Consider the following 24669-nt stretch of genomic DNA (forward strand, 5'->3'; position numbering starts at 1 on the left):
CTTGGGAATCTGGAAAAATGGCATAAAAGTATCCAAGGAAGAGGTCTGTAAAGCATTAAATTACTTAAAAATGAACAAAAAGGCATACGGATAGAGACATCCGAATGCCTTTTGTCTACAAACTGAAGCCGGCTGTAAAAACAGCCGGCTCATTTTTCTATTCCGCTTTTTCGCGTAGATTAAAAACCGCTTTTGAAGCTTCCATTTTATTCAAATTCATTCGTCTCTTTGCATAAAACTTATAGACCAAGTAGCAGGCGACCATGAATGGAATACCGCAGTATAGAGCCATTCGCTGATCCGGTATGAAGGCGAGACTCACAATAACAGCCACATTAAAGAAGAGTGCAAGAATTGGAACGATCGGATAAAACGGCGTTCGGAACTTCAGGTCCCTTACATTTCCGCCTTCTGCAAGGAATTTTTTTCTTGCAAGGAGGTTCGATAATGCGATGGATGCCCATACTATTACAGCTCCAAAGCCTGCTATAGAAGTAAGCCACAAGTAAACAGTGCTTTTAGCAACGATGCCGGATAAAAGTGAAAGGCACCCGACAAGCATACTGACAATAAGTGCATTAATCGGTACACCTCTTTTGTTCACCTTGCCGAAAAATTTAGGAATCATGCCGTTGCTGGACATCGACCAAAGCATTCTGGATGTCGCATACAATCCAGAGTTTGCCACTGAAAGAACCGCTGTAATAATAACAAAATTCATAATATCCGCTGCATAAGGAATACCGATTTTATCAAATACAACGACGAATGGGCTTTCTACCTTGTCTGCATTTTCCCAAGGGAACAAACCGGCAAGTACAAATACTGCAAGTCCGAAGAAGACAAGAATCCGCCAAACCGTATTGTTAATCGCTTTTGGTATGGTTTTCTCAGGATCTTCACTTTCACCTGCAGTAATCCCAACGAGCTCTGTTCCTTGAAAGGAGAAATTAACGACAATCATCGTGGTTAAGATGGCGACAAATCCATTTGGAAACAAGCCCCCGTGTCCTGAATAATTTGATAGAAATGGTGCGGCACTTCCCTTCATATGAAGGAAACCAAACATGGCTGCTCCGCCGAATACGATAAAAACAATAATAGTCAGAACTTTAATGCTTGCAAACCAGAATTCTACTTCTCCAAAGCTTTTCGAGGATAGTGCATTAATCGTGAAGAGCAATGCAGCAAATACCACACACCAAATCCACGTTGATACATCGGGGAACCATCTCTGCATGAGAAGGCTGACAGATAAAAGCTCCAGGCCGACAGTAACAGCCCAGTTCAGCCAGGCAATCCAGCCGATCACATAGCCTGCAGAAGGTGAAATAAACCTTGTTGCATACGTTTGGTAGGAGCCGACGTCAGGTATTGCGACAGCAAGCTCACCGAGACAGAGCATTGTTAAATACATGACCAATCCGCCAAAAAGGTAAGCGGCTAATGCTCCCCCTGGCCCTGCTTCGTGTATGGTAACACTCGTACCAAGAAACAGGCCTGTCCCAATGACACCGCCAAGGGCGATCATCAGCACATGTCTTCCCTTCAGCTCTCTTTTCAAAGTGTAGTCATTATGTTTGCTCATGCACATTTCTCCTTTACCAAATGATGTAAGCGCTTTAAAAACAATTTGCCAAAAGTACCATTTTATTAAAATAGCAAACATTTCAGTTAATTTGCCTTTTTTTACCAAAAAACATGAAAGGTATTCTGTTTTTTTACTAGTTTACTATTTCTTAATAATATAATCTACTAATAATTTGGAATGAGTGAAATATTCTAAATTAAAGAAATCATTACAATTTGAGAAGCTGCTGCTGAACAGCTCGATTCAGTGCTTGGACAGTGTAATGGCTCATTCGGACCGTTAGAAGCCCTGTTTGGACAGTTAAAAACTGGATTGCGATCGTTAGAACACGAGTTTGGACAGTTAAACCAGCTTTTCGGAAAGTAAGCACCTTTCACTTGTCATCAAGGTTACTTTAAAACTTACAACTTTTAAAAAGTAGTTTTCAAAGTCGAACGACATTGAGCGGCATAGGAAGCTCTCAAAAGGGCTCAAAGAGTATACTATTATCCTCAAAATGAGGATAAATCACCTCCCAAATGCAGATCTTTCCCCAGGACGAATTACTATCCACAGATTTTCCAAAATAACAAAAGGCTGTTTTCGCAGAGATTGTTGCTATTCGTAAAAGTTCTAATAACGCATTTTAACTTGCTTCGGAGCATCTTTTCTTAACGTTTTTGCAAAATCAAGGGTCTTTTAAAAGAAATTTGGAGTGAGGAGCAACAAAGTTTAAGAAAAGAGCCATCCTAAAAGTTCCTGCCAAATCATGGATCTTGCAAGAAACAACTAAGTTTAAGAAAACAGCTAAAAAAACAGCTGCAGTTTATACACCTGCAGCTGTTTTCCGTCTTATTTGATTCCAGTATTGGCTCGCACCAGAATTTCATCGAATTTCCGGGCATCTTCTTTTTTCCTTGAGATAACGGTTCCTGCCCATGCCCCGATAAAGCCGAGGGGAATGGAGATAATGCCTGGATTGGAAAGATCAAAGAGAGGCGTTCCGACTAAAATGGCTTTTCCTGCTTCTTGAGACCAAATATTCGGGCCAACTGCTACGAGTACAAGTGAACTGATCAGCCCCGTAAGCATACCTGCAACAGCACCCGCCGTATTGAAACGTTTCCAAAATATGGTGAATAGAAGGATCGGCAAGTTGGCACTGGCAGCAACAGCAAAGGCAAGTGATACAAGGAAGGCCACATTCATTTTTTGGGCAAATAAAGCAAGAAGGATTGATAAGACAGAGACACCGATTGATGCCCATCTTGCTGCAGTAACCTGCTCTTTTTCTGTCGTATTGCCTTTTTTCAGAATATGGCTGTAGAAGTCATGCGCAAATGCAGAAGCCGCAGAAAGGACAAGACCTGCTACAACTGCCAGGATGGTAGCAAAGGCAACCGCTGAAACGAAAGCAAATAAAAATTCTCCGCCAAGCGCCTTGGCTAAAAGAGGTGCAGCCATGTTTCCTGCAGCGTTGGCCGCAACAATCTGATCGTAGCCGACAAAGGCAGCTGCCCCAAAGCCAAGGAAAATGGTCATGATATAGAAAATGCCGATAATCCATGTGGCATAAACAACAGATTTCCGCGCTGTTATCGCATCTTTGACAGTGAAAAAACGAATCAGGATATGAGGCAGTCCTGCTGTTCCTAGAACAAGCGCCATATTGAGAGAGATGGTATCAAGAGGATTTGTAAACTTGTTGCCCGGGTTTAAGAAACCTTCTGCAAGAGGTGTAGCAGACTTCATGCTTTCAAACATGGTAAAAATATTAAAATTGAATTTGGCCAAAACCATTAAGGTAATGATAAAAGTACCGATCATTAGAAGCACTGCCTTAACGATCTGCACCCAGCTCGTTGCTGTCATTCCCCCAAAAACAACATAGACGGTCATAAGCACTCCGACAATCAGCACAGAGTAAACGTAGTCCATTCCAAGGAGCAAGTGAATTAGTGCACCTGCCCCAACGAGCTGTGCGATCATATAAAAAATAGAGATAACAATAGTATTTAGAGCAGCGACGCCTCTTACTTTTTTCTGATCAAATCTCGCTGCAATCATATCAGCCATCGTATATTTCCCAAGATTCCGAAGCGGTTCTGCTACGATATAGAGCACAACGAGGTAAGCAACGAGAAAACCGATGCTATAAAAGAAGCCATCAAAGCCCGAGAGAGCAATCATGCCCGCTATACCGAGAAAAGAAGCGGCTGACATATAATCCCCTGAGATGGCCCAGCCATTTTGCCATCCAGTTAAGCTTGAATCAGCTGTATAAAAATCACTGGTCGTCTTCGTTTTTTTAGAAGCAAAGTACGTAATCACAAGGGTTAATGCAACGATAATGAGAAAAAGCGTAAATGCGAGAGTATTCATTAAGAGACCTCCTTGTTATTAGCGGCTTTCTCTGCAATACCATCTACAAGCACATCGAATTCAGCTGCCTTTTTAGAGTAAAGAATGCATAATACCCATGTCATAATAAACTGCGCAAAGCCAAATACCCACGCCCAGCTGACCGGCCCAATAGCTGGTTCATTCAAAAATTTGAAATAAGCTGTTAGGACGGGCAAAGCAAAATAGAAAATGAGGAAAAACAAGGATGATGGCAAAATGAAATTGCGTTTTTTTCTAATCAGTTCCTTAAAGGAGGGTGACTCGGCAATGGTTGAATATTCAGCAGCAGTTTTCAATGAATTTTCTTTCATCTTTTTACCCCTTTCTTTTTTACCATTTTTACCCACAAGGGTACATCTACATTATCATATTTTCTTAATACTTTGTAAATTCGTTTTTTATATGATTCTTCATCTATACACTGGAAAGGCATAAAGCATAGATTGGTATAAGAAAAGCACAAGCCCCTTATTCAGCCTAAGGCAAGCATAAAACCCTTGATGAAATTTATCAATGCCATACAAAAAGCCAGAATCCATAAAGGTTCTGGCTCTCATTTAATAGATGCTCTCCATTCATCCGGGAGCAGTGCATAATAGTGGCGTGTGAGAAAACGGTCATCAACAAGTACAATAATTCCTTCGTCCTCCTCAGATCTGATTAGCCTTCCTCCAGCCTGAAGAACCTTATTCATTCCTGGGAATACATAAGCATAGTCATAACCGCTTTTTCCGTGTGCTTGAAAATAATCCCTGATAATATTTCGTTCGAAATTCAGCTGGGGCAGGCCGACTCCAACTACAACTACGCCAGTAAGCCGATTTCCTTTCAAATCGATGCCCTCTGAAAAAATACCTCCCAAAACACCAAATCCGATCCGGCTCTTCTTGCTGTTTTCTTCAAAAAATTCAAGAAAAGCTTCTCTTTCTTCTTCTGTCATTCCAGCTGACTGCACAATAACCTCACACTCAGGGGGCGCTTCCATAAACAGCTCCACCGCCTCATTCATGTATTTATAAGACGGGAAAAAGATAAGATAGCTGCCAGGCTGGTCCTCAAGCAGATTATAAAGGATATGGACAAGCGGAAGCTTCGTCCTTTCCCTGTCTTTAAACCGTGTAGAAAGAGGCTCAATATGGACCTCCAGCTGTTCTTTAAAAAATGGGGAAGGAATTTTTACCGTATAATCTTCTTCCTGGTTTCCCCCGAGCATTTCGATAAAATATGGAAGCGGTGATAGCGTTGCTGAAAAATAAATAATAGAGCGGTACGCTTTGCTGGCCTGCTTAAGGAGTAAAGATGGATCAAGGCAAAATAGCTTAACCAGTACCTCGCTCCTGTCCATTTCCAAGTACGCTGTATAGCGTTCATCAAACATCTTTGAGATTCTTATAAATCCTGCAGCAGCAAAGAAAACGTCAAGCAGGAGTTCTTTTCGCTCATCTGCCGCTCCACTTAATAGAAGCTCCTGTTCTGCACGAAGAATAAATTCTTCCAAGAGTTCAATCAGCTTATCCGGCATTTCTGCAAGAACTCTGCTATCAGTACCCGGCCCGAGTTTTTTCAGCTCCAGCAGATGGTCATTAACCTGTTTGGCCGAATCGTAAAGACCTGAGTTTCTGCCCTTCCATTCTCGTTTCAGCTGGAGAAACTGGCTTTTGTTCAGCTCAGCAGAATACATGCTTCTCGCCCGGTCGACTAGATTGTGCGCCTCATCAACAAGGAGAGCCGTTTGTTTTTTCTGATCATCCAAGAGCCGTTTCAGCGAAACCCGCGGATCAAAAATATAATTGTAATCACAGATCACAGCATCTGCTGCATATGCCAAATCAAGTGAAAATTCAAATGGGCAAAGCTTATGCTTCATGGCATATTGTTCAATCATTTGCCTGTCCATAAAGGTTTCATTCGATAAAATATCAAGAATCCCGGCATTGACTCTATCATAATAGCCTTCAGTAAACGGGCAAGACTCTCTGCTGCAGCCAGTCCCTTCCCCAAAACAAACCTTATCCTTGGCGGTAATGCTTACTGTAAACAGCTTGAGTCCCTTCTCCTTCAACAGAAAAAAGGTATCCTGGGCAGCTTTTCTTGTAATGGTTTTGGCAGTCAGATAAAAGATGCGCTGAATCAAACCTTCTCCAATCGCTTTCACTGATGGAAAAATAGTTGAGATCGTTTTTCCCGTTCCTGTAGGAGCATTAGCAAACAGAGCCTGCTTGTCAGCAATCGATTTATAAACGGCCCCGGCAAACTTGCGCTGCCCTTCCCTGTATGCCTCAAACGGAAAACCAAGCTCTTTAATACTTTCATTCCTTTCCTTATGATGAGAGGCCATCAAGGATGCATAGGGCTCATATTCTTTCAGAACAAAGTAAATAAAGGATTCCAATTCTTCTATAGAAGCTGTTACCTGAAACTGCTTCTTCTCCCCGGTTTCCTTCTGCACATAAGTTAGCTGAACACCAATTGTGTCCATATTATGATCCTTTGCGTAAATCCAGGCATAAACCTTCGCCTGCGCCCAGTGAACAGGATAGCCTCCCCCTATATCAGCAAGAGCTTTAGAAGTAGATTTAATCTCATCAACAATGATGCTACCATTTTGGAGCAGCAGCCCGTCACATCTACCTTCAATATGGAAAACAAAATCGCTATAGGGCACTTCTCTGCTGACATATACTTCTTTTAAATCATTTTCGCCGTACTGTTTCTGTATATCCTGATGAATCCTTGTTCCCTCCTGCATCGTGCTGCTGGAACGAAAGCCTGATTCAATGCTTCCGCTCCTGAAAACATACTCAACAAGCTGCCTGACAGATAGTCTCATAGCCGCCACCATATATGTCCTCCTCTCTTATAAAATCCTTAATGATTAGTTTATACATCATTGCCTAATTAAACAAAAAGGAGAGTTATTATAGGAAGAAATTATACAATACTCTATTTTCACATTTTTAAACCAGGCCATACCGCCTACCTTGTATTATTTCATGAAGAAATTGAAAGTAATATCAATATATTTCCATATATTTTACAGAGGTGATTTTTCAGTAAAGCCCTTATAAAACAAAGTTTATGAACCTATATTTCTATTTAATTCGCATGTTTTACAATAAATAATACAAAATATGAAATATTTTTGTAACATAAATAGAAAGCTAGTGAAACATGTTTGTCACATAATACTGGTATTGTATACCATTATATACATAAAGGGGACTAGGACTTTTGAAGAAGTTTATTATGACTGTTAGCTCGATCGTTATCTTGTCACTTGGGTTTTCAGGACAGGCCTTTGCGGCTTCATACAAAGTTAAGGCCGGAGATACTCTTTGGGGAGTTGCCAAAAAAAACCATGTTACTGTGGACCAGCTAAAGAAGTGGAATAAACTATCTAGTGATCGTCTCAGAGTAAATCAGGTGCTTCAGTTTTCACAGCCTAAGACAGCGGTAAAAGCTGCTTCCACGTCGAAATCTAAATCAAAACCGGCAGCCTACAAGGAAATGAGCTTCTCTGCAACAGCCTACACAGCAAGCTGCAAAGGATGCAGCGGCATTACGGCTACAGGGATTAACCTGAAGAAAAACCCTAACGCAAAAGTCATCTCTGTTGATACCCGTGTCATTCCGCTCGGAACAAAAGTATATGTTGAAGGCTACGGCTATGCAGTTGCTGCCGACAGAGGCCACGCGATGCAAGGCAAAAAAATCGATGTCTTCTTCTCCTCTAAAGCAAAAGCATACAAATGGGGAGTTAAAAAAGTGAAAGTAAAGATTTTTCGATAAATAAGTAAAATAAAACCTGCAAAGTCTAGTGACTTTGCAGGTTTTTTACATTTCTTATGTATTAAACTTTAGCTCGCATAAAGCGGCAGATTTACTGTGACAACTGTCCCAACACCAAGTGCACTTTCGTATCGAACCCGTCCATGCATCGTTTCAATTATTTTAAGAGAAATCGCAGTTCCAAGTCCAGTCCCTTTTTCCTTCGTCGTATAATACAGCGTCCCGATTTTTGATACCTGGTCAGGACTCATTCCTTTTCCTGTGTCTGTAATGGATACAACGATCTGCTGCCCCTCTGTCTGCAGCTGTACCAATACTTTTCCGCCTTCATCTGTCGCTTCAATAGCATTCTTCACGAGATTGATAAACGCCTGGCTAAGCTGGTTACGATCGGTTTCAATCGGTGATCCGTTAACCAGATCCTTTTCAAGAATAACCCCTTTTTTCACAGCATACGGCTCCAGCAGCTGGCAAATATCCTTTAAAAGCTGACCAATCTGAAACTTCTCCATTTTTTCAATCTTTGGTTTTGAAAAGTTTAAATAATCATTTATGATAGACTCTGCCCTATCAATCTCACTCAGTACGAGCGGAAGATATTCATAGCTTCCATCTTTCCCGTTCCCCTTCATAAGCTGCAAAAACCCTTTTACAACAGTAAGCGGATTGCGGATTTCATGAGCAATGGAAGCAGCCATCTCTCCAATCGTATTCAGCCTTTCTGAACGGATTATTTCCATCCGCATCTGATTTTTTTCTATACTCCCTTCAATCAGCCTCGCCCCTGCTCCTGTTCCAATGATCTGAAGGGAGCCGAAGAGACAAAGATACTCGACAAAAACAACTTCGGTTAATGTATTTAGTTTTCCGATGGAAAGAAAATAACAAATAATCGTAAAAATTTGAATCAGGAATGGCCAGAACCCGATGGCAATCGCAGTAAGGATTCTTTTATTTTTTACTTGTATTGCAAGAAAACCTTTTGAATAGAAGAAAGGTAAAAAGGCAATGACAAACAAACAGGCGTATCCATAAACCAAACCGCTGCCGCCAAGCCATGTGCCAATCCAAGTCCTTGCAGCAAACATCACAAGCAAAGCAATAACACCAGCTTTCTTTCCGCCATATAAAACAGCAAGAACGAGGGGAACAAAACGAAGATCCCAATTAATAGAATAGTCCCGGTAGGAAAAAATCATGCATAAGACTGAAGCACCTCCATAAAGGAAGCCTATGAAATATTGGGATTGGCCAATGCGGCGGTTCTCAAATACAAAGCATTGAATCAAGACTGGTGCAAGCACAATTAACACATGCAATAACAATTTCTCACCCAGCATTTCATCATCTCCGTACCCATATTTATACTCAACCATTACGACAAAAAGAGGGTAAATCCTTTATGAGAAGAGGAACAAATTCCTATGTTTTTGCGTGTTTCACTTATTAAAGGGATGATAAAATCAGCTCTAACTGTCCAAATTGGCTCTCTTACTGGCAAAAAACTTTTTTAACTAGCTTCCAGCCCTATCAAAAATAGCCTCATTTAAAGAGGCTTTTCCGCAATTTTACTCCACATTGCTGTGCTGTTTAAAAGCCTCTTCATGTGAGACCTTTTTCGCATTGGCATATTGCAGGCAAATCGCATCAAAGAGTATATGAGCACATTGATCAAACAGGGAACCGAGCGGCTGAATGGATTCCGCTTCCCCTTCCCTTCTGTATTTTGTAGCAGCAGGAATATGGATTATTTCTGATGCAGCTCTACCTAGAGGAGATTCAGGATTCGCTGTCACACCAATGACGCGGCAATTCAGTTCCTTTGCTTTCTCAGCTGTCCATACTGTCTGTTTTGTCGTGCCAGAGCCTGACACTGCTGCAAGAGTATCTCCTTCTTTCAGGGAGGGTGAAATGGTTTCACCAAGTACATATACGCTCGCTCCAAGGTGCATTAAACGCATCGCAAAAGACTTCGCCATTAATCCAGAGCGCCCTTCACCTGTAACAAATACTCTTTGTGAGCCTGCGAGAATCTCTGCAGCCTTATGGATGCAGTTTTCCTCCATTAGTCTTAGCACCTGTTCAACCTCATTAAGAATAGTATCTGTTAATCTCATTTTACAGCACTCTCCCATGCTTGAATTTTATCCGCAAATTCTTTTGCAGCAAGTGCCGGATCTTCCGCTTTGGTTATGGCTGACCCGATAATCAGGACATCAGGGAATGCAGCAGCAAGCTCATCAAACGTTTGAAGCGTAATCCCGCCAGCTGCTGCAATCTTTTGACTCAAGCCTTCAGGCCTTTGAATCGTTAACTTCGGCGGCTTGCCAAGCTCCTGGATATCCTTGCTGACGTGGAAGCAAAAGATGACATTCTTAAATGCAAGAAGCTGTTTCATTTTCACGTCATCTGTATTCAGCAAATCAATCATTATTTTTTTCCCATAATGATCTGCTTCTTTTACGCAGGCAGCGATGGTTTCATAAGGGGCCGAGCCCATAACGGTTGCCACATCTGCTCCTGCTTCTAAACATATCTTCATTTCATAAACGGCATTATCCATTGTTTTCATGTCGGCAACAATACTTTTATCAGGAAATGCTTCTTTAAACCTGCGAACGCTTTCCATCCCGTATTCTTTAATAAGTGATGTTCCTACCTCAATCCACTCTATATGCTCCCTCGCCTTGTTTGCCGTTTCTATACCAGCTTCAATGGATAGCCGGTCGATCGCTAACTGAATAAGCATGTTATCATCCCTTTCATTATTTACTAAACCGGTTTAGTGATAATCCAAAAAAGAGAAGCAAGCAGAATGTGCTTTATTTTTTCGGCTTCGTTGATTCTCTGATTTCGAGTCTGCACTGAAATCTAGTATTTTCTTTAACTGTTTCCTCTTTTAAAATGGCCTTCATCAAAAGATCAGCTGCAAAGGTACCCATTTCAAACGCCGGCTGAATAATAGATGTTATAGAGGGATGATAAAAATGGGCAAAGGGAATGTTATCAAATACGATAAGAGATACCTTTTCAGGAATGGCAATTTTTTCTCGTTTAAAAAAGGCCAGCATTTCCATCAAAACCCGGTCATTCCCTGCAATCATTGCTGTTGGTGCGTCCTCTTTTAAGAACAGCATCTTCATTTCCTTTTGAATCTCAGAAATTTCAGCACTGATGACAGATTCAGCATTCAGCTGATGTTCCGCCATCGCTTTTTTAAACCCTGCCACCCGCTCAACCCTAGGACTGATGGTAAGCGGGGGGGTCATAATAACAATTTTTTCATGTCCCTCTTTGATCAGATGGGACGCTGCTTCGTATGTGGCTTCCGCATTATTGACCACAACTGATGGAATGTAAATACCTTCAACAAGCCGGTCCATAAATACGACAGGATACTCTTCTTCTTCCATCTTTTGATAAAGAGAGACATTTTGCCCTGTAGGAAAGATGATCAGCCCATCAACCTGTTTGGCCCGGAGCATTTCAATGTATTGCTTTTCTTTTTCAGGATCATCATCCGCATTGCATATAATGGCATGAATATCATGTTTGTTAAAATAATCTTCAATTGCTCTGCTGATCTCGGTTGACATTTGATGCATGATATTAGCGACAATGACACCGATCATTGACGTTCTTTTCTGCTTGAGGCTTCTTGCCAGATAGTTTGGCTGATAATCAAGCTCCTCGATTGCTTCTTCTATTTTTTGCTTTGTCGCCTTGCTCATATATTCAAAACGCTGATTTAAATATTGGGATACCGTGCTTTTTGATACACCAGAAAGGGATGCAACATCTGCCAGTGTCACTTTCTTCATTTCATCGATTCCTTTTCAAAGCATTTCGTTTCCATCCTATTTTAGCCTTTTCGAAATCTATAATCCAGTTTAAAAAGGAAAGCGATAACGAATGACTTACTTTGCTGCCGAATATAGGGTATGCTTCGACTGGACTTTTTTCTTCTCTTTCACTGCAGCCATCGTGATAATGGCTGAAAGCAGCAGGGAACCTGCCATAAATAGATAGGAAGCACCGAATCCGCCTGTGGCTCCATTTAATAACCCAACCACGTAAGCTCCTGCAAAAGAGCCGAGTGCTCCGAAGCTGTTAATTAAGGCCATTGCTCCGCCTGCCACATTTCGAGGCAATATTTCCGGAATGATCGCAAAGAAAGGTCCATACGGCGCATACATCGCCCCGCCAGCTATCACAAGAAGGACAAAGGAAAGCAAAAAATTGCTTGTGCCTACAAGATAGGAAGCATAGAAAGCAATCGCTCCGATCAGAAGAAACGGCCATACAAAGGCTTTCCGGTTCAGCATCTTGTCAGAGAAATAAGAGCAGACAAGCATCAGAATGACCGCAAGCAAGTACGGTACAGCTGCAAGCCAGCCTGTTGTCACAATATCCATATTAGGCGCTGCCTTAATAATGGACGGCAGCCACATAACAAAACCATATACTCCAATGCTCCATAAAAAGTACTGAAGGCTCAGCAGAATGACCGTTTTTGATTTAAAGGCCTCAGCGTAATTTTTGACAGGCTTCATCCCAGCCTGTTCGGCTTGAAGCTCATGGCTAAGAGCATCTTTTTCTTTTTCTGTTAGCCATTTCGCATCCTTCGGTTCATCGTTAACAAGCTTCCACCAAATAAATGCCCAAATAACGGCAGGCAAACCTTCAATAATAAACATCCATCTCCAGCCTACAACATTCAGCAAGTAGCCGGAAACGACAGACATCCAAAGAACAGTCGCTGGGTTTCCGAGAATTAAAAAGGTATTCGCTCTTGAGCGTTCTCTTTTCGTAAACCAGTGGCTTAAGAAAACAAGCATCCCAGGCATAACAGCGCTTTCAACAACTCCCAGTAAAAAGCGCAGTGAAAGCAGCAAATACACATTACTTGTCATACCGATGGCTGCCGCAAGTCCTCCCCAAATTATCAAAGACCAGAAAATCAGCTTTTTCGCACTCTTTTTTTCAGCATAATGGGCACCAGGTACCTGAAAAAAGAAATATCCAAGGAAAAACAGAGATCCAAGCAAAGAAGACATACCGGAAGTAATGTGCAGATCTTCTGCCATTCCGCCCGCTGCCCCGAATCCATAGTTTGCCCTGTCCAGATAAGCAAGACTATACGTAATAAAAACAACAGGAATTAAACGAATCCAGCGTGAACGTGCAAGTAATTGATTCATGAATTACACCCCTTTAACAGATTGTTGCAGATAATCTTCCAGTTCTTTTCTTGTCGGATAGCCTTCACTATCCCCTTTGGACTGAACAGCCAGGGCACCAATTGCATTGCCGCGCATAACAGCATCCCTAAGCGCAATGCCCTCCAGCAGTCCGCTGATCATGCCTACTGCAAAGCCGTCCCCAGCTCCGACAGTATCCACAACCCTTTCGACCTTGATCCCATCAGCTCTTCCTTCTTCTTTTTCGCTTCTGTAATAGGCTCCTTCTTCCCCAAGCTTAATGACAACAAGCTTTACTCCCTGGTTCATATAGAATTCAGCGATATCTTCAGGATTTTTGTAGCCTGTCAGAAGCTCCCCTTCCTGAATTCCAGGGAACACATAATCTGCCTGTGCAGCAATACGGTTCGTTATCTCAATCATTTCCTCCATTGTTTTCCAAAGAGAGGGCCTTAAGTTCGGATCAAATGAAACAGTTTTACCGCTGGTTTTCATAAATTTCAGCGCCTGTTCAGCATAGCCTCTTGTATGCTTTGAAATGGCAAGCGGAATCCCCGTCATATGCAGATGGGCAGCCTCTTGAAAATAATAAGGATTGAAATCATCAGTGTTCATCATGCTCGCAGCAGAATTCTTTCTGAAGTATTCTACTTGCGGATCTCCTGAAGAAACCTTCGATTTAAGCTGAAAACCTGTCGGATAGTCAGGATTTATTCCTACACAGCGCACATCTACCTTTTCTTTTTTCATCTGTGCGAAAACAAAATCACCAAAAGAATCTTTGCCGACCATGCTTGCCCAGGCCGCTTTTAATCCAAGTCGGGCAAGACCTATTGCGACGTTTGTTTCTGCTCCTGATAGCGCTTTCGAAAATGAGTTTGCTTCTGATAGTGCACCTTCTTTATCTGCAATAAACAACGCCATTGCTTCGCCAAATGTAATAACATCAATAGAAGACATGCTTTTTCCCAGCCTTTCTCAATAGATTAATAGAATCATTCATTTCTGAAAAAGAATGAAAGGGAAACTCAGGGGCAGCCGGAATGCCAGACATCATTTCTGGCCACCATTCATCAGCTTGAATTGCCACAGAAGACCATTTGCCGTTTTCCTCCACTACATTCTTTAAATGCAAGTAGGCAACTTCCTTTTTCAATTTCCTATAGGCATTTTTTGCGTTTTGACCCGTCACTTCCCAGTTCCCAAGATCAAATGTCATTTTAATAGCCGTGCCGCATTTCCTGGCATCTTGCAAAAAATCATGCATATTCTTAAGCAATCCGCCCTCATTTGTTTGATCGTTTTCAACAGTGAGCTGGAAAGGAACACTTAACACATTGTTTAATGCATCCAAATTTGAAATGCCCCGCTTGAAGCTTCCAAGATTCACTTTCACCAATTTTGCTCCAAGTGATTTCGCTTCGGAAAATACCTGGATGAGATCTGCATTGTTTAATGAACTATCTTCTTTCCATATTGGAACAGGGGCAGAGTAAAAACAGGCAAGCTTAAGATCCTGCAGCTGCTGACCGATTTCTGTCAGATTGATAGTTCTTGACATCAGTTCCCTTCGAAGTTCTACTCCGTCAGCTCCTCCCTCTCGTATTTTTAAAAAGAATTCTAAAAAACCTTTTTCTGATGTTATGTTTTCATCAAAAGAATTCATGGGGATGATTATGTTTGTCAATTGCAGGACTCCTTCGATAACTAAATCGTTTTACTAAATCGGTTTATTAACAGTTTAATATAATGTAAGCGTTTTAACAAGTGGTTTTAGAGAATTATTAACTGAAAATAGTTATAACAAAAAGGGGAAGCCCGGCTCAACTGGCCAAAGCTTCCCTTATCCCTTTACTCATATTTTATCCGCGACATTCCGATAACGAGGAATCCGGCGGCAAACAGCGCAAGGATCCCAATATAGCCCGTGATGTCCATCAGTGTTCCGCCTTTTGCCACAAGCTCTGTAAATCCTTTCATTGCCCAGGTCTGCGGCAGGAAATTGGCGATTTTCTGCATAAATTCGGGCTCTATATCAATCGGCCAATAAACACCCGAGATCATACAGGTAGAAACCACAATTAAATTCCCCATAGCGGATTGCTGCTCGGCTGTTTTAACAGAGCCCGCGATCACAAGGCCAAGTCCTACAACAGCAAGAAGAAGGGCTGAAACGAGAATAAATGTCCCCAAGAAATTTCCCCACTGAACATCGAACATGAAATGCGTTGCGAGCATTAAGATGCCAAACTGAACCCAGCCAATCAGGAAAAAGGAGAGCAGGTAACCGGCAGAAATCTCGAACTTTGTTGCCGGAGCAGAAAGCATACGGTACCAGACTCCATTTTTTCTGGCTTCAAGAATCGTTCCAGTGACACTCATCATCATAATCATCACAAACATGATCGTAAATCCGGCAGCACTGCTGGATGTGCTGCTCATCCGCTTCAAAGAAGGATCGGCAGCCAATTCTTTCTTGATCGTACCATTTCCTCCCTTTACTTCACTGCTGATTTTATTGTACATTGTCTGCCAGTCTTCACCGCTGTACTGGCTCCATGCTTCTGCAGCTTTTGCTTCAATGCTGATTTTACTTAATTTTCCGGACAGAAATTGATTAACTGCCGCCACAGAGGTAAAGTCAGGTGTGTGCTGAAACTTTATGACAGGAGCACGGCCTTCCAGCAAGCTTTGTTCAAATTCCTTCGGGACTATGATAATCCCTGAAACCTTTTTTTGATCAAGCATTGCTTGTGCCTCTTTTTCTGTGCTTTTTTGCAAGGTGTAAAGCTGATCTTCCTTATGAAGCAAATCATAATAAGATTTGGATAAATGGCTTTGATCCTGATCTACTACAGCAAGAGTTGGACTTGCACTGCCCCCTCCTCCAAGAAGGCTCCCAAAGATCATGGTTAACAACAGAGGAAGGGCAAACATGAGAATATAACTTTGCGGTTTTTTCAATAAACGAAGAATTTCAAACGAGCATATGGTCCATATTTTTTTCACATTAATTCCTCCTATCTGGCCCTTAAACGCCAGGTTCCAATGGATACAGAAACAATGCCGAGCGAAAGCAAGATTGTTATCGGCAGCAGCAATGTGTTCCACGCTGTACCTGACATAATTTCCAAGAAGCTTGATAAAGCCCATTTATTCGGAGCAAAATAAGCGATTTTTTGCATCAAGTCTGGGAAAGAATAGAGCGGGATCATTGAACCGCCCAGAATAGCCAGAATTTGAACGCCGATACCGCTGATCAGATCGGCCGTTTTTACACTGGAAATGACGGATGCAAGAACCATCGATAATCCTGAAACAGCAATGGCATAAGAAAGTCCTACAGCAAATACTTGAACCATATTGTCACCCCAGTTCACACCGAAAAACAGATGTGTTGCTGCGAGAAAAACCAGCAGTTGAATAAGAGCAAACAGCAGGGTTCCGAAAAATTTCCCGAGAAGAATAGAGATATTTCCTGTCGGAGTTGACATCAATCTTGATAGGGTTTCGTTTTCCCTTTCCTGCAGAATGGATTTCGCTCCAACTGTGGCATTATATAGTAGAAACATGACAGCCATGCCCGCTGCATAATACTGCATGGAGGAAACAGATTTTTTTCCAGTAGTCACATCTTGAATGTCCATTTTTTGTTTTGCTATGCTGCTTAATTCACTGTTTAATTGGACTGCAGCTTTTCCAAGATCAAGCTTTCCAGTCGTAACAGGTGCTGAGGAAGCAAGATCGGTTACCGTTAATTTCCCTGAATTTGCAAGGGTTTTGACTCTGTCTGTAAAGGTTCCTGCAATTGATTCGGCAATGGACCCTTTTATTTGATGATCAGGAGTTGTGTAAACAGTCAAATCCTTCAAGTTTCCATTTTTTAAATCTTTGCTCCAGCCTGCAGGTATCGCAATACCCGCATCAATCTTACCTTTTTTCAGCAGTTCCAAAAGCTGATCTTCCTTTTTCACCTGCTTCACAGTCACAAACTTTTTGAGATCCTTGCTTCCTAAAACATCTTTTGTAAACGTATCTGTTAAATCATCCTGGCTCCCTTTTACAAGACCAATCACCGTATGCGGAAGGTTATCATTGCCGAGCACTGAACCAAGAGCCGATCCAAGTATGGCTGTCAGGACGAGCGGCATGAGAATCATCATGATAAATCCCCGTCTGTCTTTCAGGCGTATCTTAAAGTCCTTCCACGCGATAACCAAACTTTTCATTATCCTTCTACCTCCTAATCGCGCAAAGAGCGCCCTGTAAGCTGTAAAAACAGTGTTTCCAGATTGGGTTCCTGAAGCTCAAGCGATACCACCTGCAGGCCTGCCCCTATAGCAGCAGAAATAATATCTGCAACAGCGTTCTGATGGCTTTTCACAAATATTTCAAGGGAGGAATGCTCATGATCTGTTACAATCTTTTCCACCTGCTCGAATTCTTTCAGCTGATTTGTAAATTCCTCTTTAAGCTGGCTGAGGCCAAGTTTTATCACCGTTCCTCCAGCAAGCCTTGAGCACAAATCAGTTCTAGTTCCAAGAGCAATCACTTTGCCCTGATCCACGATGCCAATCCTTTCGCACAAGTACTCTACTTCTTCCATGTAGTGGCTTGTGTAAATGACTGTCATTCCCTTTTGGTTTAATTCCTTCACTGTTTCTAAAATATGATTCCTAGACTGCGGATCAATGCCAACAGTCGGCTCATCCATAATCAATAGCTCCGGTTCATGCATTAACGCAGCGCCAATATTGATCCTTCGCTTCATTCCTCCCGAAAAGGTTTCGATTTTCTCTTTCGCCCTGTCTTTTAAACCAACATAGTCTAATACTTCCTCTGCGCGCTTTTTCGCTTTGGAACCGGAAAGGCCATACATCTTACCCCAGAAGATCAGGTTTTCTCTTGCTGACATGGTTGGATATAAAGCAATTTCCTGCGGGACTATCCCGATTTTTTTCTTAATTTCAGATGGATTTTTCTTAACAGAGGTTCCTCCAACTAGAATATCCCCTGAATCATAAGCAAGAAGGCCGCAGATCATCGAGATGGTTGTTGATTTTCCGGCCCCATTTGGTCCGAGAAGCCCGAAGGACTCGCCTTTTTCAACCGAAAACGAAACACCTTTCACCACTTCTTTTTTATTAAATGATTTTTTAATATCCTGAACAGTAAGCATTCAAGCCACTCCTTTTCGTTTCACTCTTCTATTTCATCTTATTTCAGATTAAAAAAACTTCCATCTACCTCCAGACAGAAATGTAAACACAAAAAAAAGACCCCGGGAGGTCTTCGGAAATAGCTTACTATGCAAAAAGTCATATGCCTCATGTTTCAGGAAAGGCCGTTATCCCATAGCGCACAGCGAATATAGCAGCCTGGGTCCGGTCTCGAAGCTCAAGCTTTGAGATCAAATTGGATACATGGTTTTTCACTGTTCCTTCTGTTATGTATAAAACACCGGCAATCTCTTTGTTGCTCATGCCGTAGCCGATTTGCTTCAGCACTTCAATTTCACGTTCGGTTAATTCCTTTAAAACAGACGGCGGCGGGGACTCCTTGGCCTCTGATTCGGTCCCTTTTGATTTTTTCAGTTCCTTCAGGATCTGGCCAGTCAAGTTGGGAGGAAGGACAATGCCTCCTGATTGCACCGTCATGATTGCCTGCACGATGGTATCTGTTGACATATCTTTTAAAAGATAGCCGCTTGCGCCTTCCTCTAGAGCATCAAATATCAGTTCACTATCCGTAAAAGTGGTGAGCATCAGTACTTTTACTGTCTCAAGGTTCTGTTTAATCAGTCTTGTTCCCTTTACTCCGTCTGTTCCCGGCATGCGAATATCCATGAGAACAATATCAGGCTTTAAGGTTTTGGCTTTTTCAAATGCTTCAAGGCCATCAGCTGCCGTTCCCACAACCGAAATGTCCTTTCTCATATTAATCAGAGTCGCAAGGCCATCTCTCATCAAAGGCTGATCATCTACAACCAATACATTTATCATTGTTTTCCTCCAGCTGCCCATTTTTTTGCGAGAAGCGGAAACACCGCTTTGACTTGAAAGCCTTGATTAGCTTTACTTACAAATTGAATGGAACCTCCATGTTCTTCAATCCGTTCCTTCATATTGATCAGGCCAAATCCTTTGCTGATTTTACCAGTTCCCTGTCCGTTATCCTCTAGGATAAGGCTGACAAGTTCTTTGCTGCAGTTAAGTTTGATGGAGCAGGCAGTTGCCTCCCCGTGGCGCCTGGCATTTGTCAGTGATTCCTGCACAGTTCGTATAATGGACAAATGAAGCGTCATTGGGATCATTGACGGATCTCCTTTAATCTCAAAAGATGTCTCGAGACCTGTCGTTTTATAGAACTCTTCCATCAGCTTCCGAAGAGAAGGAATGAGTGCCTGCTGTCCCCCTTCTTCCGTACGAATGGTTCTGACGGAAAATCGGATTTCCTCGAGAGCGCTTCGTGCCAGGCTGTCGCATACAAGAATGGTCTCTTCTGCTTTTTCTGGATCGATATCAAGCATCTCTTTCACCAGCTCAATCTGAATTAATAAAGCGGTCATTTTATGACCTACAGTGTCATGAATCTCACGTGCCATTCTGTTTCGTTCTCTTGTCATTGTTAATTCTTCAATTTGTTTTGAATAAGAATGAAGCTGTTCGTGAGCTGCAGATAAAGCTGCATGAGAGTTAGTGAGCTGTTCATACTGTTTATCCATCGTTTCTTTAGCATCCATTAGCTTTCGAATCAGACCGCCTACAATGGACCCAAATACGATAAACATCGCACTCATAATATTATCAATGAAGTCGATTTCTCCAAGAACCACATGAGAGTAGACCATAATACCAGCCCACACCACGAGAAAAAAGCCTATAAAAGTCCATCGGATTTCCTTTTTGGCTGTATAAATGAACAGCGTAACAGCTGCAACGCCGAAAAGAATCAGATAGAGATTGGATCCTGGAAAAATGAATCCGAAGCAGGCTGATAAAATACAATCAATGGTGATCAGCCAGATCTTATACTTATTTGAGAATGAAGCAATAACAAGTACATGATTGATCAAAAAACAAATTCCGGCGGCAATGGAGTAAATAGCTGCGAAGCGATTACTATCCCATGCGCTGCTGCCGTATATAAAACTGATCAGAAGAAACATTGCAATTCTCGTAGTGCTCAGCAAAATAGACCGCCCTTCTATCTTCCTCCTTTTTTGGAAGAAACTTCTTTTATTCCATATTATCACCGCCTATTTTTTGCTACAATATTTTTTGAGCCCCGTTTCTTCTATAAAAAATTGATTAGAACCCTGTAATCCCATAGAATAAAAAATAGAACTCCTGCTCATTTTCCAAATTGAGGATTAAGTTAGAGCGCTGTCTATTGTACATAATTCATACATGAATGTGAATGCCTGCAGGAATATTAAACAGTAAAAGGAAAACGGCTGGTTAGCCCTTCCTTAAAAATGAATCAGCCTTTAGGCAAGGCTCTAATAGAGTTTGCCTGCTTAGAAAGAAGTGGATATATGGAAAAACGCCCCTGGCTGTTACGTTTGATTAAAATTCTGATACCGGTTGTTTTGCTCTCATTGATTATTCTTGAAGGAAAAAAACAGATCCAGGACATTGACGTAACAAATGTATTAATTCGTTTAAAAACCCTCTCCCCAAGCCAAATTTTTTTAATGGCTATTCTTGGTTTGATTGCTGTTGGATCGATGGCTATCTATGATTTTATCCTGACAAGACAGCTGAAAATGGAGATTCCTCAGCTGAAAAAGGTGAAGGTTTCCTGGATCGCGAATACGTTTAATAATATGCTTGGCTTCGGAGGTTTTACAGGAGCCGGTTTAAGAGGAATGCTGTATAAAGCTTACTATTCGGATACAGCGGTTCTGATGGCAGCCATTCTTTGGATGACACCCTTAATGCTGACAGGCCTTTCAATTCTTGCCTGGCTCCCGCTGCTTAAGCTCGTCAACATCGAACCGATATTTGAAATGCACGTCTGGCTGAGGTATACGCTCTGGGGAATCGCGGCTTATCTACCGGGATATATCCTTTTTTGGTATTATTCCCATAAAAAGCAGCCGGAAAAAATTCCTTTCACCCCAAAAGCCAGTTCCTTTTTTTTGATGATTGCTGCATCACTTATTGAGTGGTCCCTTGCTCTTGTTGCGATGTATGGAATTACAGTGGTTCTGGACACAGGCGTATCCTTCAATCATCTTGCAGCCATCTTTATTGCTGCCGCCATCGCGGGCGTAATCAGCATGGTTCCTGGCGGCATCGGCTCTTTTGATTTAATTATGCTGATTGGTCTGGAGCTTTACGGTGTCCCAACAAACGATGTGCTTCTTGTGCTTGTCTTTTACAGGTTATCCTATTACCTGATTCCCTGGATCATCGGCCTGATTCTTGCCTCAACAGAGCTTGTATCCCAAACACAGGATGCACTGAAAAATACGAAATGGGAAAAAGCTGTCAAAACATGGAAAAGGTTTTCCATCGTGCCAGAGCTTTTGATTGTCAACATTAGCCACTGGGCATTGGCCGCTCTCGTTTTCCTTAGCGGAGTGCTGCTCCTGCTCTCTGCTGCTACACCAGGAATTCTCGGCAGGCTCAGGTTCGCTGAAAAGCTTTTATCCGAACCATTTTTAAACTTGTCCCACCAGCTTTCAGTCGGAGCAGGTATTGCTCTGCTTATTTTATCGAGAAGCGTCCTTCATAAAGTTAAGCGGGCCTACATCCTTACATTAATCGTTCTAATTGCAGGTGCTCTTTTCACCTTTTCTAAAGGTCTTGATTATGAAGAAGCATTATTCCTGCTGATTATTTCTGTCGTTCTATGGTTCTCAAGAAAACGTTTTTACCGGGAAAATTATCCGATGTCATGGGGCTCCCTCACAGTCGTTTTTTTGACGCTTGGATCTCTGCTGTTCTATGTGCTGATCGGTTATTTAAAACAGCCTTTTTCTCACAAAAAGATTCCTGTGGAATTAAAAGAACTGCTTGTGATGAGACCAGATGAACTCTTCATCAGCAGCTTAATCGGAACAGCTCTTGCTCTCTTGTTTTTAACAGTCGGAAACAAACTTCTCTCCCCTAAATCGGACACCGTGAGAGATATTGATACAGAGAGTATTGAAGAATTTCTTACTAAGTACCGGGGGAATATTCTCACTCATCTTGTCTTTTTAAAGGATAAAGATATTTTCTGGACAAAAGAAAAAGATGTGATGATGATGTACAAAAAAGCGGGGGACAAGCTTGTCGTTCTTGGTGATCCAGTCGGAGATCAGGACCGGATCGGCGAAGCGATAGAAGAATTTCAATCCTTTGCAGACGAATACGGCTACTCTCCCATCTTTTATCAAATTGAAAAAGATAATCTTTCTCTGTACCATGAGAACGGCTACCAGTTTTTCAAGCTTGGAGAAGAAGCCTATGTGGACTTGGCTGAATTTACGCTTTCCGGAAAGAAAAAAGCCAGCCTCAGGGCAGTAAAAAACAAATTTGAACGGGAAGAATATACTTTTAGCATTGTTCAGCCTCCATACAGTGACTTGTTTATGGAGGAACTCAAAACCGTTTCGGATGATTGGCTTGATGGGAAAAGCGAAAAAGGATATTCTCTTGGATTCTTTGATAAAGACTATTTCGAGAGAGCTCCGATTGCCATTTTAAGAGGGCCTGATGGCAAACTTACTGCTTTTGCGACACTTATGCCGGTATATGACAATAACGAAACGCTGTCCATCGACTTAATGCGCCACTTAAAGGATGCGCCTAACGGGACGATGGATTACATCCTCATATCCCTTATGCTGTACGGCCAAAAGCATGAATACCGCCAATTCAATCTTGGAATGGCACCTTTATCAAATGTCGGACGAACCAAATATGCTTTCCTTGGTGAAAGAATTGCTTCCAAAATCTTTGTGCACGGACAGTTTTTTTACCAGTTTGCCGGTATCCGCAAGTTTAAAGAAAAGTACGCTACAACATGGGTACCAAAATATTTAGCCATAAGAGGGCGAACCTCCCTTCCTGCAGCGATGCTTCAGATCTCTCTGATGATCGGAAAGAAGAGGAAGGATTGAAAGAGAGCTGACTCCATGCCGGGTCAGCTCCTTTTTTTGGATAAAAAAAGTCTGTTTTATAAAAACAGCCTTTTTAAACAGCTTTATTCAAAATAACTGCTCAAATTCGGGATTTTTTAAGGTGCTTACTGGCCAAAAGGCCATTCTAACGAGCCAAACCCCACTTTTTTACAAGCCAAAAGCATCTATTAGTCAAACCCATTTTTAGGAAAAATATGGATCAAAACATCCCCATTCGTTATAATAATGGAAGGAATTCATGATAAATGTTTAGGGGGATACGATGACAGAAACATATTCCTATTTACTGCCCATTTTACTAGTCGGGTTTTTTATGTACCGGAGAATCAAACGCTCAATAGGGTTCCAGCCTTTTAAAAAAGGAAGGCTTCGCTTCAGAATGATCCTATTTGGAATTGTCGGGCTCCTTATTTTCCTTGCCAGCCTTATGCATCCAATATCTCTTATTCTTGATGCTGTTGGGATTATAGCAGGAATTGTTTTAGCTAAGCTTGCCATTGATCATACTAAATTCGAAGAAAGAACAGGTAACCTGTATTACAGAACCCACATTTGGATTGAATCTGCCGTGCTGTTTTTATTCTTAAGCAGAATAGCAACAAGGCTCGTTATGATTTTCATTACAAAGCAGTCAGCCCAGACACCTGATCAGTACCAAAGCCAGTTCTCTTCTCCTCTCACTGCAGGCATCTTTTTTCTCCTTGTCACGTTTTATTTGATCTATTACACGAATGTATTAAGAAAAGGCTCAAGTCTTTTGAAAAATGCCGCTTAAACAGAAAAGCTTCCTGCTTCAAATGGAAAAGGGTTCTCTTGTTTGGTGAATTGCAAGTCATCTCGCATACCTGATCATATTTCATATACTTCACAAAAAAATGGACCGGAGTTTTTCCCGGAGCCATTTTTTTGTGTTTTTTAGTTGAACAGGGGCGAGATGAAAGAATGCTTGTTTCAATTGTCCATTGCAGCCGCCGGACCCATTCAGACCATTCCCAGTCAATTCCTTACTTATTTTTCAGCCAATGCATCAGCAAAAGCCTTCCCGTACTCCGGAAGATCCGGCGGGCGGCGGCTTGATATAATATGGCCGTCTCTTACAACCGCTTCGTCATGCCAGATGGCACCGGCGTTAGTCATGTCATCTTTAATGCCCGGGGTGCTTGTTACATTGACACCGTCTAAAATGCCCGCAGAAATCAGCACCCAGCCCGCATGGCAAATTTGTCCGATCGGCTTTTGGTGCTCATGCATGTGCCTGACCATATCAAGTACTTCAGGATAGCGGCGGAGCTTATCAGGAGACCAGCCTCCAGGAACGAGGATGGCATCGTACTCGGAAGGGTCAATTTCAGAAAAGGATAGATCGCTTTTCGCTGGTACTCCGTACTTGCCGACATAGGTTTCGTCTGTTTTTTCTCCGGCAAGATGGACTTCTGCCCCTTCTTCCCTCAGACGCAAGACCGGGTACCACAGTTCTAAATCTTCAAATTCTCCGCTTACAAGCTGAATGACTTTTTTGCCTTCTAAACGCATCATTCTTGCACCTCCAACGATTCATTACTGCTACTACT

The 24669-nt window shown here is 42.0% G+C and carries 20 protein-coding genes; 3 read left to right on the forward strand and 17 right to left on the reverse strand.

Annotation, left to right across the window (positions count from 1 at the left end; all coding sequences use genetic code 11):
- Positions 1-157 precede the first annotated feature (157 nt).
- The 4 genes from ACOT8F_RS11170 to ACOT8F_RS11185 form a co-directional block, all read right to left on the reverse strand.
- A complete protein-coding gene (locus tag ACOT8F_RS11170; protein WP_421651951.1) occupies positions 158-1588 on the reverse strand; it encodes an amino acid permease in 1431 nt (476 codons plus the stop codon).
- Positions 1589-2422: 834 nt separating this feature from the next.
- A complete protein-coding gene (locus ACOT8F_RS11175; RefSeq protein ID WP_421651953.1) occupies positions 2423-3952 on the reverse strand; it encodes a solute symporter family protein in 1530 nt (509 codons plus the stop codon).
- Positions 3952-4284: a DUF485 domain-containing protein gene (locus ACOT8F_RS11180; RefSeq protein ID WP_421651954.1), complete on the reverse strand. Its 333-nt coding sequence runs from the start codon at positions 4282-4284 to the stop codon at positions 3952-3954. The genes ACOT8F_RS11175 and ACOT8F_RS11180 overlap by 1 nt, the downstream gene beginning before the upstream one ends.
- Before the next feature lie 242 nt (positions 4285-4526).
- Positions 4527-6815, reverse strand: a complete 2289-nt coding sequence (locus tag ACOT8F_RS11185) for a helicase C-terminal domain-containing protein (protein WP_421651955.1) — start codon at positions 6813-6815, stop codon at positions 4527-4529.
- Positions 6816-7204: 389 nt separating this feature from the next.
- Between ACOT8F_RS11185 and ACOT8F_RS11190 the strand changes: the two genes are divergently transcribed.
- A complete protein-coding gene (locus tag ACOT8F_RS11190; RefSeq protein ID WP_421651956.1) occupies positions 7205-7762 on the forward strand; it encodes a 3D domain-containing protein in 558 nt (185 codons plus the stop codon).
- Positions 7763-7830: 68 nt separating this feature from the next.
- Here ACOT8F_RS11190 and ACOT8F_RS11195 read toward each other — a convergent pair whose 3' ends face one another.
- The 12 genes from ACOT8F_RS11195 to ACOT8F_RS11250 all read right to left on the reverse strand — a co-directional run bounded on the left by ACOT8F_RS11195 (position 7831) and on the right by ACOT8F_RS11250 (position 20155).
- On the reverse strand, positions 7831-9102 hold the full coding sequence (locus ACOT8F_RS11195; protein WP_421651957.1) for an ATP-binding protein: 1272 nt from the start codon (positions 9100-9102) through the stop codon (positions 7831-7833).
- 228 nt (positions 9103-9330) lie between these two features.
- Entirely contained in the window at positions 9331-9879 is a 549-nt protein-coding gene (gene hxlB / locus ACOT8F_RS11200; RefSeq protein ID WP_421651958.1) for a 6-phospho-3-hexuloisomerase, read from the reverse strand.
- On the reverse strand, positions 9876-10511 hold the full coding sequence (hxlA, locus tag ACOT8F_RS11205) for a 3-hexulose-6-phosphate synthase (RefSeq protein ID WP_421651959.1): 636 nt from the start codon (positions 10509-10511) through the stop codon (positions 9876-9878). Before hxlA ends, hxlB begins: the two co-directional genes overlap by 4 nt.
- 73 nt (positions 10512-10584) lie before the next feature.
- Positions 10585-11583, reverse strand: coding sequence for a LacI family DNA-binding transcriptional regulator (locus ACOT8F_RS11210; protein WP_421651960.1), 999 nt, complete (start codon positions 11581-11583; stop codon positions 10585-10587).
- 96 nt (positions 11584-11679) lie between these two features.
- Complete coding sequence (locus ACOT8F_RS11215) at positions 11680-12963, reverse strand: MFS transporter (RefSeq protein ID WP_421651961.1); 1284 nt, start codon at positions 12961-12963, stop codon at positions 11680-11682.
- 3 nt (positions 12964-12966) lie between these two features.
- Entirely contained in the window at positions 12967-13923 is a 957-nt protein-coding gene (locus tag ACOT8F_RS11220; RefSeq protein ID WP_421651962.1) for a sugar kinase, read from the reverse strand.
- Entirely contained in the window at positions 13910-14650 is a 741-nt protein-coding gene (locus ACOT8F_RS11225; protein WP_421651963.1) for a sugar phosphate isomerase/epimerase family protein, read from the reverse strand. Before ACOT8F_RS11225 ends, ACOT8F_RS11220 begins: the two co-directional genes overlap by 14 nt.
- A gap of 164 nt (positions 14651-14814) precedes the next feature.
- Positions 14815-15972: an ABC transporter permease gene (locus tag ACOT8F_RS11230; RefSeq protein ID WP_421651964.1), complete on the reverse strand. Its 1158-nt coding sequence runs from the start codon at positions 15970-15972 to the stop codon at positions 14815-14817.
- Positions 15973-15983: 11 nt separating this feature from the next.
- Positions 15984-17192 (reverse strand): ABC transporter permease, encoded by a 1209-nt coding sequence (locus tag ACOT8F_RS11235; RefSeq protein ID WP_421651965.1) that lies wholly within the window; start codon positions 17190-17192, stop codon positions 15984-15986.
- 14 nt (positions 17193-17206) lie between these two features.
- Positions 17207-18142, reverse strand: a complete 936-nt coding sequence (locus tag ACOT8F_RS11240) for an ABC transporter ATP-binding protein (RefSeq protein ID WP_421651966.1) — start codon at positions 18140-18142, stop codon at positions 17207-17209.
- Positions 18143-18290: 148 nt separating this feature from the next.
- Entirely contained in the window at positions 18291-18965 is a 675-nt protein-coding gene (locus ACOT8F_RS11245) for a response regulator (RefSeq protein ID WP_421651967.1), read from the reverse strand.
- Positions 18962-20155, reverse strand: a complete 1194-nt coding sequence (locus ACOT8F_RS11250) for a sensor histidine kinase (RefSeq protein WP_421651968.1) — start codon at positions 20153-20155, stop codon at positions 18962-18964. The genes ACOT8F_RS11245 and ACOT8F_RS11250 overlap by 4 nt, the downstream gene beginning before the upstream one ends.
- Before the next feature lie 345 nt (positions 20156-20500).
- On the opposite strand from ACOT8F_RS11250, the gene mprF reads away from it, so the two are divergent.
- Complete coding sequence (gene mprF, locus ACOT8F_RS11255) at positions 20501-23077, forward strand: bifunctional lysylphosphatidylglycerol flippase/synthetase MprF (RefSeq protein ID WP_421651969.1); 2577 nt, start codon at positions 20501-20503, stop codon at positions 23075-23077.
- A gap of 283 nt (positions 23078-23360) precedes the next feature.
- Complete coding sequence (locus tag ACOT8F_RS11260) at positions 23361-23873, forward strand: CcdC protein domain-containing protein (protein WP_421651970.1); 513 nt, start codon at positions 23361-23363, stop codon at positions 23871-23873.
- Between the two features lie 233 nt (positions 23874-24106).
- On the opposite strand, the gene ACOT8F_RS11265 is transcribed toward ACOT8F_RS11260, so the two are convergent.
- Entirely contained in the window at positions 24107-24631 is a 525-nt protein-coding gene (locus tag ACOT8F_RS11265) for a type 1 glutamine amidotransferase domain-containing protein (RefSeq protein ID WP_421652184.1), read from the reverse strand.
- Positions 24632-24669: the final 38 nt, after the last annotated feature.

This window comes from Chryseobacillus diguaensis, from assembly GCF_049220665.1.
Taxonomy (GTDB): Bacteria; Bacillota; Bacilli; order Bacillales; family Bacillaceae; genus Metabacillus_B.